Below are 13,401 nucleotides of genomic sequence, written 5' to 3'. Positions count from 1 at the left end.
CGAAGGCTGAAGCCCAGCTCTGTGGCCTGGGCGGTGAAGCGTTGGTGCTGCTCGGGATAGGCATCTTGGACGTAGATGCCCCAGTGGCAGCCCGACTGCGCCACGAACGCCGCATCAACCGGGGTCTGGGTGGCGATCACGGCATGCGCGGCAAAGGACATGACCTCGGTGCGAACCTGACGTCGTTGCTGGATGCTGGCCGACCTCCAACCCTCGAGGTCGCCGAACAAGCGGGCGAAGCGCGCCGCCGCTAGCCGACGGCCCTTACGGACGGCCGCAGCTGCGCCGCCGGCGATGTAGGCGTCGATCACCTCACCCAAGACGGGGCTGACACTCTGGTGCTCGGCCGGGACGCTCATGGTTCGCTCCTGGTGATCGGTGGGTAGATGTCGGCCAACACGCTCATCGCGTCGCGATACTGATCGGCGAGCCAGTCATTGGACAGGTGCAGATAGATCCGGGTGGTTTCCAAGTTCGCGTGTCCGGCCTGGGCCTGGATCGCCTCCAACGCCATCCCGGCCTCCCGCAGCCGGGTGAAGCACGTGTGCCGCAACTCGTGACAGGTCGCATGACGTAACCCGGCTCGGCGGCGGGCGCCGGCCAGGACCTCGTCTAGCCCGGCCGGGCTCAACGGCCGGCCCCGGCGAGGGCCCTTCAACACCACGAACACCAGCTCCGGATCAGAACCCGCGGGGCGCTCCGTGGCGAGATAGTCGGCCAGCTGGATGAAGAAGGCCTCGACGACCGGGACGATGCGTTCGTGGCCGCCCTTGCCCTGATGGACGAACACGCGCTGGTCACCCAGCTGCATGTCACTCAAGCGCAGACCCAACACCTCGCAGCGCCGGAGCCCGGCGTGCAACATCAGCGTCACCATGGCCCGGTCCCGCTGCGTGCGCAACGCCGCCATCAACGCCGCTGCCTCGCCCGGCGACAGGACCTGCGGCAGGCGCTTCGGGGCCCGGATCAGCGGCGAGCCCCGCAAGGAGCGGGACCGCGGCGACATCGACCGCGGGACCGGTTGCCGCTCACACAACCCCCGCGCGACCAGATAGTCGAACACCGACGACACCGTCGCCAGCCGACGCTTGATCGTCGAGGCAGCCAAGCCCTGCTCGCCATCGGCCAACCGGACCACGTTGCCGCCATGACGAGGAGCCCGCTGCTGCTCAATGAACGCCAGCACGTCCGCCGTGGTCACCGCCAGCGGTGCTTTCCCCACCACCTCGAAGAACACCTTGATGTCGAAAGCCTGCGCCAGTACGGAATTTGGGCGCAAGCGGGCTGCCGTGAACCGCAGATACTCATCCAGCAACTGCTCGCCGATCGTGGGCGCGGCCCCATCGATGAAATCCAGATGCGGCTCGAAACGCTCCATCACCAGCCCCCGCCCAGACGTCGATGGCCCCATCGTCGCCGTCACGTCGGCTGCCCGCTGCATCAGGGTCGAGATCACCTACATATCAAGCCTTTCTTCGCGGCGGAGCTCGACCGCCCCTCTCCACGTTGATCAACTACATCGATCAGCACAAGGACCGCTTCGGGGTCGAGCCGATCTGCGCCGTGCTCACACAGGCCGGCGCCCAGATCGCCCCGAGCACCTATTACGCGGCCAAGAAGCGCTCACCGTCGCAGCGGGCGCTGGCCGACGCGGCGCTGGATGAGCGCATCCAAGCGACCTACCAGGCGAACTACCAGGTCTACGGGGTGATGAAGATGTGGAAGGTCCTCAACCGGCAGGAGGTCCGAGACGAGCACGGCCGGACCACCGGGGTCCACTATCCACCGGTGGCCCGGTGCACCGTGGCCCCCCGTATGAGGGCGTTGGGTCTGACCGGAGCGGTCGCCGGTGATCACAAGCGGCCCCGCACGACCCTACCGGCCAAGGACGCCCATCCGGCAGACCAACTCAACCGCGACTTCACGTCCCCGGCGCCGGACAACCGGTGGGTCGCTGACATCACCTACGTGCCAACATGGGCCGGGTTCGTCTACGTGGCGTTCGTGATGGACCTGTTCTCCCGCAGGATCGTCGGCTGGCGGGTCTCCGGATCACTGCACACCGACCTGGCCCTGGACGCCCTCGAGCAGGCCATCTGGCAGCGGCAGCGCGACGGGCGGGTGCTGGCGGGTCTGGTCCACCACGCCGACCGCGGCGTCCAGTATCGAGCGATCCGCTACACCGAACGCTTGGAGGAACTCGGCATCGTCGCCTCGGTCGGGTCCAAGGGCGATTCATACGACAACGCCGCCGCCGAGGCGCTGAACCGGGTCTTCAAGACCGAGCTGATCCGGCGTCGAGGGCCGTGGCGCACTCTTGAGCACGTCGAGCTGGAAGTTCTCAGATGGGTCGACTGGTACAACACGGCCCGGCCACACACCTGGTGCGACTACCTCGCACCCGCCGCATACGAGCACGCCTACGATGCTGCTCAGAACCCTTCCGCGGCGACCGCCGCCGAAGAACACACAACTCTCCACTAAACCCGGGGTGGTTCAATCGGACCCCTGATGGATACGGCGAAGACCGAGGTCTTGGCCTTCGCCGGGTTCCCGCGGGCGCATTGGAGCAAGATCTGGTCGACCAACCCCCTGGAAAGGTTGAACAAGGAGATCAAACGCCGCGCCCGCGTGGTGGGGATCTTTCCCAACGAGGCCTCCGTGATCCGCCTGGTGGGGATGATCCTCGCTGACACCAACGACGAATGGATCACCGACGAACGCCGCTACCTCTCCGAAGGATCCATGGCGCTACTGCTCCCCGCCCGCGATAATGAACCCATCGCCGCCATCACCGGCGGCGACGCGTGAGCAACCGGGGAACACCCCGAAAGCCCACCACCCAGCGGGGCGCAATCTGACCACCTGACCGTGACTTTCGGATTGCACCGTGCCTACCCTGATGACATACCCCTTTGGGGTGTCGTGGCGGCGCCACGGGTCCACCGCGGCTCGGGTCGTCGAGGAAAGGGCTCTTCGGCGTAGGTCGAAGTCCCGTGGCGGGTGCGTGCCAAAGTCGAGATTCAAAGGCGGTGATCGACATGGGTTCAAGCGGCAGTTCTTCAGATGGCGCCCGAGCGGATGTGGTGCTCGCGGGACACCGCGATCACCAGAAACCTGCCGTCCACTGCGTCGACCTGTAGCCGGAGCCGCGCGGTGGAGTCGCTGTCGCCCCCGGCCGGTACCGTGACCAGCGAGATTCCTTCCCGCCCCGGTCAGGGCGACGGCCTGAGACCCGACGGACGGGCAGGCATCCGCCGAGCCCATCGGCGCACGACCTGTCGGCCGAGCGGCCGGAGAGGAAGACCCGATCATGAAGAGTCAAACCACGGTCCTAGAGGCCGGTGGCCTGCACTGGGCCACCTCGGAATCAGTGATCGAGAAGACGTTACTAGGGGTACCCGGCGTGCTGGCCGTCGAGGCCAGCGCCGTCTCCCAGACCGCGACGGTCACCTACGACCCGAACCAGACCTCGGTCGCCCAACTGGTCGGCTGGGTCAATGACTGCGGCTACCACTGCACCGGGCAGTCGGTACCTAGCCACATCTGCCACACCATGGCGGAACCGGTCTCGACCGACCCCCACATCGGCCACGAACGGCACACCGGCCACGGGGGTGGGGATGAGGCTGGCGGATCCGCGCAGGCGGTGATGGGCCACGGCGGGCATGGTGGGTCGATGGTGGACATGGTGCGAGACATGCGCAACCGTCTCCTGGTCGCCGCGGTCCTGTCGGTGGTCATCTTGTTCTGGTCGCCGATCGGGCGGGAGGTCCTGGGGTTCACCGTGCCGGCACCCTTCGGGCTACGCGACGACGTCTTCTCTCTGATCTTGTCCCTGCCGGTGGTGTTCTACTCGGCGTGGATCTTCTTCGACGGGGCCTTCCGGGCGCTCCGCGCGAGGACGCTGGACATGATGGTCCTGGTGGCGGTCGCGGTCGGGGCAGGCTGGTTGTACAGCGTGGTGGTCACGTTCACCGGCGGGGGTGAGGTCTTCTACGAAGCCGCCACGGTCCTGACCACCTTCGTCCTGCTCGGGCACTGGCTGGAGATGCGGGCCCGTGGCGGCGCGAACGACGCTGTGCGCACGCTGCTCGAACTCGCGCCCTCCCAGGCAGTCGTGCTCCGGGACGGTCAGCCCGTGGAGGTCCCGACCTCCGAAGTCGTCACCGGTGACCTGCTACTGGTACGGCCGGGGGCGAAGATCCCAGTCGATGCGGTGGTGGAGGAGGGGGAGTCCGAAGTCGACGAGTCGATGGTGACCGGAGAGTCCATGCCGGTGGAGAAGGCGCCCGGCGCGGACGTGATCGGTGCCTCGATCAACACCACCGGCACCTTGCGGGTCCGCGCCGCAAGAGTCGGCGCGGACACCGCGTTGGCGCAGATCGTCAAGATGGTTCAGGAGGCTCAGAACTCCAAGGCCCCGGGCCAGCGCCTGGCCGACCGGGCCGCGTTCTGGCTGGTGTTCGTCGCCCTCATCGGCGGCACTGTTACCTTCGCGGTGTGGATGCTCGCCGGCGTCGGCGTGGCACAGGCGATGCTCTTCGCCATCACCGTCGTGGTCATCACATGCCCCGACGCCCTCGGTCTGGCGACCCCAACTGCGATCATGGTCGGTACCGGGATGGGCGCCAAGCGGGGAGTGTTGTTCAAGAACGCCACCGCCCTCGAGGGGATGGCGAGGATCGACACGGTGGTGATGGACAAGACGGGCACCCTAACCAAGGGGGAGCCTGAGGTCACCGACGTTCTCGCGGCGGGGATGGGCGAGGATGAGATGCTGGCCTTGGTCGCTGCCGTCGAACGCGAGTCTGAACACCCCATGGCCCGCGCCATCGACCGCCGAGCCGCCGAGCGCGGCGTGCCCGTGCTCTCCGTGAGCGAGTTCCTCAACGTCCCGGGCCACGGCGCAACCGCCACCGTCGACGGCCGACGTGTCCTGGTGGGAAACCTCCGCCTGATGGTCCGGGAGAACGTCGACCTCGGCGACCTGGCCGTGAGCCGTGACGAGTTGGCCGCATCGGGGCGCACGGCAGTGCTCGCCGCGGTGGATGGGCGCGCGGTTGGTGTCATCGCATTGGCCGACGCCGCGCGGGACACTGCTGCTGCCGCTGTCGCCGCCCTGCACGAGTCCGGGATCGAGGTCGTCATGCTGACCGGCGACAACGAGGCCACCGCTCTACGTATCGCTGACCAGCTCGGCATCGACACCGTCATCGCCGAGGTTCTGCCCGGGGACAAGGCGAACAAGATCGCCGAGTTGCAGCAGTCCGGAAAGACGGTCGCGATGGTGGGTGATGGCGTCAACGACGCGCCTGCGTTGGCCCAGGCCGACATCGGTATCGCGATTGGTGCCGGGACGGACGTGGCCATCGAGACCGCGGACATCGTCCTGATGCGCTCCGATCCTTTGGACGTCTCCGTCGCACTGCGCATCGGCAAGGGAACCGTACGCAAGGAGCGTCAGAACCTGGCCTGGGCCATCGGCTACAACGTCATCGCGCTGCCGATCGCCGCCGGGGTGTTTTACCCCGCTTTCGGCCTGATGCTGCGCCCAGAGATCGCCGCCCTCTCGATGTCGGGCTCCACGGTCATCGTCACCGTCAATGCCCTCCTGCTCAAACAGCTCAGGCTGCCCGCGCAGCAGGCCCCGGCCGCGCCGCAAGGCCAGGCCCGGGAGCCGGAGCCCACCGCTCCAGTGCCGTCCGGCATCCGCTGACCGGGGGGTGGGCGTGGACGACCCTGTTGGCCTCACCGCTTCGGCGACGGGAGCGGGGACCGAAGAAACCCGGCGGCCGAAGGCGTTGCGGATGCTGTGGATCACAGCGGCCTGGGGGGCGTGCTTCGTGGCGATCGAGTGGGGGCTCCGCGACGCCCCCCTCCTGTGGTTCGCCGCGCTGCGGGCCCTCATCGCCGGGGCGGCCCTGTTGGCCCTCGGCGCCGCCTTGCACCGCCCTGTCCCCCGTGGCTGGCGCGCCTGGGGACTCATCACGGTCCTAGGCCTGGTCAACGTCACAGTGGCATTCGCCGCGATGTTCGGCGGGGTCGCCGGCGGCGCGACCGGGACCGCCGCGGTGCTGGCCAACGCCCAGCCCCTGCTGATCCTCCTCCCCGCCTGGTATTTCTACGGCGAGAGGCTCTCCCCCCGGACTTCGGCCGCCCTGGTCGTCGGCTTCGCCGGGCTGGTCGCCGTTGCGCTGCCCGGTGGCGGGGCAGCGGGGCGGCATTGTCGCTCCTGTCAGCCGCCGCCGTGACCGCCGGCACCCTGCTCTCCCGGCGGCTGACCGGGCTGGATCTGGTCACGGCCACCGCGTGGCACCTGCTGATTGGCGCGGCTGGACTGATGATGCTCGCCGCGGCCGTGGAGGGCCCGCCGGTGATCCTATGGAGTCCCCGCTTCACCCTCTCGCTGGCGTTCCTGGCCCTTGTTGGTACCGCAGCGACGACCATGGCGTGGTTCGCCGAGGCGCGCCGCAGCCGGCTCGACACGTTGACGGCGTGGACGTTCCTGACTCCGGTCCTTGGTATCGCGTTGGCCTCCGTCGCACTGGGCGAGCGACCGGGCGGATGGACCGCCGCCGGGCTCCTCGCTGTGCTGGCGGCCATGTGGATCGCTCTTCGACCACCTCACCGGCCCCCCACGCACCCGACGGCTGTCAGCCCCGCCGACTGGTGAGCCACACGGCCGGTCACCTGAGCAACGAGTAGGACCCGGACAGGGTGCAGTGAAGATCCGACCACCTGGCCGGGTCTTGTCGGGATCTTGACCCCACCCAGACCGGTTCCCGACATCGCGGGGGGCACCATCGAACATGGACACGCGAAACCGACCAGGAAGAGAGGGTGATTCGACGTGGCGACGATGACACAGGCCACCTACGGGGTGCGCGGGCTCAGCTGCTGGCGCTGCATGATCAGCGCTGTGGACGCGGTCCGGGCCTTGCCCGGGGTGCACACCGTCGGCATGGATTTGGAGCCGCACGGCGAGTCGCTGTTGACGCTGGCGCCGGCCGGCGCCGTGACCAGCTCGCAGGTCCGAGCCACCCTCGACCGCTCCGGGTTCGAACTGACCCGACGCCGGCGCCGCCCCCGACCCGGGTCCCGCCACCGACTTGCCCTCACCACAGTCCCTGTGGACGACGGCCGGGAAATCTTGACCGAAGCCTGACCCCCTCTGGGTCATTTCCGAACCTTCCTGGGTCTACCCTCGAATTATACCCCCCCAGGGTAATGGGTGGGAGTCGAGAAGAAGTGGAGATTGTGATGCTCTGGCTGGTCATAGGTGGGGCGGTGGTCCTGACCGGGCTGCTGTTGTGGTTCTTCTTTGGCCCGAAACGGGCCGGGAAAGTCCGCATCGAGGACGGTGTTCAGGTGGTCGATGTGACCGTCGACGGGGGCTACAACCCCGGCGTGATCGAGGGGGTGCGTCCCGGGATGCCGGTGCGGATCATGTTCGACCGCCGAGAGGGCGGTGAGTGCACCTCGCGAGTTGTGATGTCGGACTTCAAGGTCAACGCGAGCCTTCCCGCGTACCGCACCACCGCCGTCGAGTTCACGCCCACGGAGGCCGGCGAGTTCCGCTTCGCATGCGGCATGAACATGGTCTCCGGTCTGATCCGCGTCACCGGCGACCCCCACACCGCACCAGCCCCCCTCACCGCACCGGAGCATCATGCGCAGACGACCGCCTCCCCGGCGGCGACGGGTCTGTCGACCGACGGCGCCGATGACGATGAGGCGGAGCGGGCCGCGGAGATCGGGGACCTGACCCGGCGGGTGACCATCGGCGCGATCCTCACAGCCCCGGCGCTGATCGCGGTGATGGCCGTCGAACTGTTCGGCGCCACCTGGGTGCCTGAGATCTTGATGAGTCCGTGGTTGCAGTTGGCGTTGATTGCGCCGGTGATGCTGTGGTCGGGGTGGCCGATCCACCGCGTCGGGTGGCGGGCCTTGTCGCACCGCACCGCGGACATGAACTCGCTGATCACGCTGGGCACTGTCGCGGCGTTCGGTTACAGCCTGGTGGTCACCTTCGCCCCCGGCCTCCTGCCTGAGGAGTTGCGGCAGGTGTACTTCGAAGCCGTCGGGGTGATCATCACGTTGATCCTGCTCGGCCGTCTCCTGGAAACCAAAGCCAAGGCCGGCACCGGTGAGGCCATCCGTAAGCTGATCGGCCTCCAGCCCCGCACCGCGCGGGTCCTGCGCGACGACACCGAACTGGAGATCCCGGTCGAGGACGTCGTCGTCGGCGATGTGATCGTGATCCGTCCCGGGGAGAAGATGCCTGTCGACGGTGAGGTGATCCACGGATCCTCCGCTGTCGACGAGTCGATGGTGACCGGCGAATCCATCCCTGCGGCCAAGACCGTCGGCGACACCATCATCGGCGCCACCATCAACGCCACCGGGGCACTGCGATATGTCGCCACCAAGGTCGGCTCCGACACCATGCTCGCCCAGATCATCAAACTGGTCCGTGAGGCCCAGGGCTCGAAGGCCCCCATCCAACGGCTCGTGGACAAGGTCTCCAGCTACTTCGTCCCGGTCGTGATCATCGTCGCGGTGTGGACGCTGGCGATCTGGCTGCTGGTGGGTCCCCCGCCGGTGTTCGTGTTTGCGCTCGTCGCCGCGGTCTCGGTCCTGATCATCGCCTGCCCCTGCGCCTTGGGGCTCGCGACCCCGATGTCGATCACCGTGGGCACCGGGAAGGGAGCCGAATACGGCATCCTGATCCGCTCCGCTGAAGCGCTGGAAACCGCGCACAAGCTTGACGCGATCATCCTCGATAAGACCGGCACCATCACCAAGGGTGTACCGACCCTCACCGACGTCGCCACCGTCGCAGCGTTCGATGAGAACCAGCTCCTCGGCTGGGTCGCCGCTATCGAGAACAGCTCCGAGCACCCCCTGGCGGCGGCGATCGTCACCGGCGCCACCGACCGCGGTCTCACCCTGGGCGAGGTCACCGACTTCGACTCGATCACCGGGCAAGGCGTCCGCGGCCACGTCGACGGCCACGACGTCCTGATCGGCAACCGGCGACTTCTCGACGAAAATGGCATCAGTACCGACACGCTGCAGCCGCTGCATGACGCGCTCGCCGCAGGGGGCAAGACGCCGATGCTGGTGGCCGTCGACGGGCTCCCCGCGGGAATCGTGGCGGTCGCCGACACCATCAAGGACGGCTCCCCCGCCGCGGTCGCGGCCCTCCAGGCACGCGGCATCGAGGTCATCATGATGACCGGCGACAACCGGGCAACCGCCGCCGCGATCGCCTCCCAGGTCGGGATCCGTCGCGTGGTCGCCGAAGTGATGCCCGCCCACAAGGCCGCCGAGGTCCGCCGGCTCCAGGACGAAGGCAGAATCGTCGGAATGGTCGGCGACGGCATCAACGACGCCCCCGCACTGGCCCAGGCAGACGTCGGCTCCGCGATCGGCACCGGCACCGATGTGGCCATCGAATCCTCCGACATCACGCTGATCTCCGGCGCACTGTCAGGGGTGGTCACCGCCGTCGACCTGTCGCGGGCCACCATGCGCAACATCAAACAGAACCTGGTGTTCGCGTTCCTCTACAACAGCCTGGGCATCCCCATCGCCGCAGGTTTGCTCTACCCGTTCTTCGGGATCCTGCTCAGCCCCATGGTCGCCGCCGCGGCCATGGCGCTGTCCTCACTGTCGGTGGTCACCAACGCCAACCGGCTCCGCCGCTGGGCACCACACCCCATCGACCAGACCCCCACCCCCGTCACCCCCGTCACCCCCGTCGTCGAAATCGGCGGCGAAACCCCCACCACCCAGCACCACACCACCGGAAAGGACACCCCCATGTTCGGCAAGAAGACCACCGCCACCGCCCAGATCGATCCCGTCTGCGGCATGAAGGTCAAGCCCGCCACCGCGGCCGCCACCCGCACCATCGGCGAGACCACGATCTACTTCTGCTCCACCCACTGCGCCGAAGCCTTCGACGCCGACCCCGCCCGCTACGGACACCCCCACGCCCCGGCCGAGCACCCCCACGAGCCCACCCACACCCCCGCCCCGCACCACCACCACTAGGCGCCGAACCAGACCAGGTCCAGGACACATGACCAGCAACCCACAGCGTCAGGAACTCATCGGCCAACTCGCGGTGATCGAAGGCCACATCCGTGGCATCGCCCGCATGGTCGACCAGGACGCCAACTGCATCGAGATCCTCACCCAGACCTCAGCAGTCACCGGCTCGCTGCGCTCAGTCGCCCTGGACCTGGTCGGCAACCACCTCCAGCACTGCCTCACCCAGGCCATCCAGTCAGCAGATCCCGCCTACCGGGACGCCAAGGTCAGCGAAGCCTCCACAGCCATCTCACGCCTGGTCCGCAGCTGAACCGTTCTTGATCAGAGGTTGACCAGCCGCGGATCGGATCTGAATCCCGACCCCGCACAGTGGAAGTAACATCCGAACGAGAGGAACCCGGCTCATGAGCCTCCACAGCCACCACCGCCCCACCGGCCCCGACGCCCCACCCGCCGCCACCGGACCCGCCCAGCAGCACCAAGGCCATGGTGGCCACATGTGGCACATGCTCCTGATGTGCCTACCGTTGATCGGGTTCGGCCTGTGGTCCCTGTTCAGCGGAGGCGGCGGAGGCGCGCTGATCGGCGGCCTCCTCTGCGCGGGCATGATGCTGCTCATGCACGGCCGCCCAGGCGCCGGGCACCGCCACTGAAACTTGGCCGCGGCGGAGTGCCCGACCCCAACACAGAACCCAGCGAACACCAAGGCAAGGGGGTACAAGTGACCAGAAGCGCCGCTCCCCACGGCATCCACCCACCTGGTACCACGGCGCCACGGCACCTGGACCTGCACACGGCACTTGTCCAGTCAGCCCACCCGTTACAGGTGACCTCGGACGGCATGGCCACGCCGATCCTCACGCAACCCGTCGCCAACGAACCGGCCCCCGTCGGGGCCGGCGACGTCTTCGGCGCCACCGTCGAGGTGGAGTTCCAGGTCGCCCATGTCGCCGAAGGCATGGACCGATTCGCGGCACTGCCTAGAGCGGTGTCCAGGGCCGCCGAGGCGGCCTCTACATACGAAGGCTCGGGTGGGACCGCTACTGTCACGGACAGAGTCAGCCTTGGGAGCTGGCCATGACTGCCCTGTTCGGAGAGCTGCTGGTGACCCGTTGGAGGACCCAACAGCATGATCGCTGGACCCGAACCCAGCTCGATGATCACCAGCAGCGGATGCTGGCGCGTCTGCGCGACCATGCCGCCCGACAGTCGCCCTACTATGCCGACCAGCACCGCGGCATGCAGTCCGCCCCGCTGTCGCAGCTGCCGCCCTTGACCAAGACACAACTGATGGCGCAGTGGGACCGGCTGGTGACCTCTCCGGAGCTTCGCCTCGAAGCGGTGACCCGCCGGTTGCAGGATCTGGAGTCCCGGGGTGGTGATCCCGGACAACCCTGGCAGGGTCGTTGGTGGACCGCGGCCACCGCCGGCTCCACCGGCCAACGGGGCGTCTTCGTGTGGAACCGTCGCGAATGGAAAAGCATCCTCTCCTCTGGGGTGTGACACTTCTCGTGGACAGTCGTTACCAGGAAGGAACGACGAGACGAGATGTCATCGAAACGCAGGAAGTACACCCCGGAGTTCAAGGCTGACGCGGTCCAGCTCGTGGTGGTCGCGCAGCGGCCGATCGCGCAGGTCGCGCGGGAGTTGGAGATCAATGAGAGCTCGCTGGGCTACTGGGTCAAGATCTACCGGGAACAGCACCCTGACCCGGTGAAGGCCCCGCCCCCGGTGGAGGCGGCCCGCCTGGCCGCGTTGGAGGCCGAGGTGCGCCGGCTGTCGGAGGAGAACGCGTTCCTGAAAAAAGCCGCGGCTTATGTGGGTGATCGGTGTCAAGCGGTGGCTTGATCCAGGCGTTCGAGTAGGCCGGTGTAGACCTCGGCGCGGCGGGTTTGGCCTTTGGCGCAGGCGTCGTCTCGTTGGGCTTGCAGGAGGGGGCGGTGCTCGTGGGTGGTGAAGAACATGGGACAGGTCTCGCAGATGGTTTCGTAGCGGCAATCGAGCTCGACGGGCCGGCGGCAGTAGCCGTTGCCGAGTAGGCGTTTGGCTACCTCGGCGTGGAGGGCGGTCATGGCGGGACCAGCGGCGTCGGCGGGTAGCACGGGTGTGGCGGGCGTGGGTTGGGCCTGGTGGTAGAGGGCTTCGATCTTGCTGGTGACCTGGAAGTACTGGTCGGCGACGGTGCGGTCGCCGATGCGGGCATAGACCATGGTCATGGACAGGTCGGTGTGTCCGAGCAGCGCGGCGATGGCTTCCAGACTCATGCCGCGGTTGATGGCTTGGGTGGCAAGGGTGTGTCGCAGTTGGTGGGGATGGACGTGCCCGATCCCGGCCGTGGTGGCTGCTTTCTGGACGGCCTTGTCGACGCGTGTGGGAGGGATCGGCCGGCCGCGTTCGAGCAGGAGCAGGTCACTGGCCTGCCAGGACGGGCGATTGGCGATCCAGCCGTCGATGAGGGTCTTCAGGGCGGGGTCGAGGGGGATGTAGCGGTCGGTGTGAAGTTTCCCGACTGGGGTGCGTAGCCAGTAGCCGGTGCCGATCTGGACAACGGCGTCGATGCGCAGGCCGAGAAGTTCGCCGCGACGCATGCCGGTGCGGGCCAGGATCTGGACCATCAACCGATCCAGTTCGTCGGGCAACCGGGCGGCTGCGGTCATGAACGCTGCGGCGGCGGCGTCGTGGAGGAACTTCGGCAATGGCCTGTCCAGCCGCGGGCGGTCTTCGCGGAAGACCAGGCCCGTGCGGGGCTGGTCTGGGTAGTCCCACTCGGTGATGCGCGTGAAGAAGGTGTGCAGGTGCCCCATGCGCATTCCCAAGGTGGTCCTCGACAGACCGGGTTGGCCGCGGTATCCGGGACGCTGGTCGAGCCATGCGCGGTAGTCCTCGATGTGGCGGCGCTCAAGCTCGGCGATTCTTGTGACGCCGGGGTGACGAGCGGTCAGGAAGGCGGCGAACTGCCGCAGGGTGGTGTTGAACAAGGTCACCGACGACGGCCGTAGCGAGGCGGAGCACTGCTGCAGGTAGCGGCGCATCGTCTGGGCCATCACCGGGACCTGTGCTGTGATCTGGTCCCAGTCGACCTCGGCGGCGGGGCGGTGGTTCCAGATGCGGCGTAGCTCGGCGCGTTCAGCTTGCCCGCGGTGGAACATCACCGCGTCGAGGCCGAACAAGGGCGTCGACAAGGACTTGTGGGGCGGGTTGTCATGCAGCGCTAGGGCAGCGTCGAAGAACGCAGCGCGTGCAGGTTGGTAGGTTGCGGCCGTCAGCTGTTCCGGCGCCAGCCCGGAGACCACGCAGATCCGGGCCAGATGTGACCACATCCGCTGGCATTGTCGAAGG

General features: G+C 67.7%; 13 protein-coding genes, 2 pseudogenes and 1 other annotated feature. Of the genes and pseudogenes, 12 read left to right on the top strand and 3 right to left on the bottom strand.

Translation table 11 applies throughout. The features are described from left to right. Together ACZK5N_RS14690 and ACZK5N_RS14685 are read right to left on the bottom strand one after the other, a co-directional pair. Positions 1-359 (bottom strand): hypothetical protein (locus ACZK5N_RS14690; protein ID WP_463625134.1); only part of this gene is annotated, 359 nt, incomplete at its 3' end. Further along, complete coding sequence (locus ACZK5N_RS14685) at positions 356-1,456, bottom strand: tyrosine-type recombinase/integrase (RefSeq protein ID WP_459017671.1); 1,101 nt, start codon at positions 1,454-1,456, stop codon at positions 356-358. The genes ACZK5N_RS14690 and ACZK5N_RS14685, both read right to left, overlap by 4 nt. 10 nt (positions 1,457-1,466) lie before the next feature. Next, positions 1,467-1,596: a sequence feature (AL1L pseudoknot), on the top strand. On the opposite strand from ACZK5N_RS14685, the gene ACZK5N_RS14680 reads away from it, so the two are divergent. The 12 genes and pseudogenes from ACZK5N_RS14680 to ACZK5N_RS14625 all read left to right on the top strand — a co-directional run. After that, positions 1,507-2,484, top strand: coding sequence for an IS3 family transposase (locus ACZK5N_RS14680; RefSeq protein WP_068750207.1), 978 nt, complete (start codon positions 1,507-1,509; stop codon positions 2,482-2,484). Its footprint overlaps the feature before it by 90 nt. A gap of 15 nt (positions 2,485-2,499) precedes the next feature. Beyond that, a pseudogene (locus ACZK5N_RS14675) lies at positions 2,500-2,811 on the top strand (transposase); the annotation flags it as partial. A gap of 502 nt (positions 2,812-3,313) precedes the next feature. Then, the gene (locus ACZK5N_RS14670; RefSeq protein WP_459017672.1) at positions 3,314-5,719 is read left to right on the top strand and encodes a heavy metal translocating P-type ATPase; all 2,406 of its coding nucleotides are present in this window, start codon (positions 3,314-3,316) and stop codon (positions 5,717-5,719) included. 91 nt (positions 5,720-5,810) lie between these two features. Next, positions 5,811-6,254, top strand: a complete 444-nt coding sequence (locus ACZK5N_RS14665) for an EamA family transporter (protein ID WP_459017673.1) — start codon at positions 5,811-5,813, stop codon at positions 6,252-6,254. Next, positions 6,251-6,676 carry an EamA family transporter gene (locus ACZK5N_RS14660; RefSeq protein ID WP_459017674.1) on the top strand — a complete coding sequence of 142 codons (426 nt, stop codon included), beginning with the start codon at positions 6,251-6,253 and terminating at the stop codon, positions 6,674-6,676. Before ACZK5N_RS14665 ends, ACZK5N_RS14660 begins: the two co-directional genes overlap by 4 nt. A 177-nt stretch (positions 6,677-6,853) precedes the next feature. Continuing rightward, positions 6,854-7,168 (top strand): hypothetical protein, encoded by a 315-nt coding sequence (locus ACZK5N_RS14655; RefSeq protein WP_459017675.1) that lies wholly within the window; start codon positions 6,854-6,856, stop codon positions 7,166-7,168. Positions 7,169-7,263: 95 nt separating this feature from the next. After that, on the top strand, positions 7,264-10,062 hold the full coding sequence (locus ACZK5N_RS14650; RefSeq protein WP_459017676.1) for a heavy metal translocating P-type ATPase: 2,799 nt from the start codon (positions 7,264-7,266) through the stop codon (positions 10,060-10,062). Positions 10,063-10,090: 28 nt separating this feature from the next. Then, entirely contained in the window at positions 10,091-10,372 is a 282-nt protein-coding gene (locus ACZK5N_RS14645) for a metal-sensitive transcriptional regulator (RefSeq protein ID WP_459017677.1), read from the top strand. A 94-nt stretch (positions 10,373-10,466) separates the two neighbouring features. Next, a complete protein-coding gene (locus ACZK5N_RS14640; protein WP_459017678.1) occupies positions 10,467-10,715 on the top strand; it encodes a hypothetical protein in 249 nt (82 codons plus the stop codon). A gap of 188 nt (positions 10,716-10,903) precedes the next feature. Then, positions 10,904-11,143: a hypothetical protein gene (locus ACZK5N_RS14635; protein ID WP_463625220.1), complete on the top strand. Its 240-nt coding sequence runs from the start codon at positions 10,904-10,906 to the stop codon at positions 11,141-11,143. Then, complete coding sequence (locus tag ACZK5N_RS14630; RefSeq protein ID WP_459017680.1) at positions 11,140-11,565, top strand: phenylacetate--CoA ligase family protein; 426 nt, start codon at positions 11,140-11,142, stop codon at positions 11,563-11,565. Before ACZK5N_RS14635 ends, ACZK5N_RS14630 begins: the two co-directional genes overlap by 4 nt. Before the next feature lie 45 nt (positions 11,566-11,610). Then, a pseudogene (locus ACZK5N_RS14625) lies at positions 11,611-11,871 on the top strand (transposase); the annotation flags it as partial. Positions 11,872-11,894: 23 nt separating this feature from the next. On the opposite strand, the gene ACZK5N_RS14620 reads toward ACZK5N_RS14625, so the two are convergent. Continuing rightward, positions 11,895-13,382: a tyrosine-type recombinase/integrase gene (locus tag ACZK5N_RS14620; protein WP_459017681.1), complete on the bottom strand. Its 1,488-nt coding sequence runs from the start codon at positions 13,380-13,382 to the stop codon at positions 11,895-11,897. Between the last annotated feature and the right edge of the window lie 19 nt (positions 13,383-13,401).

The organism is Tessaracoccus pujii (assembly GCF_055326215.1).
Note: the sequence above shows the minus strand (reverse complement) of the source record. Positions and strands in the feature narration are given on the sequence as shown.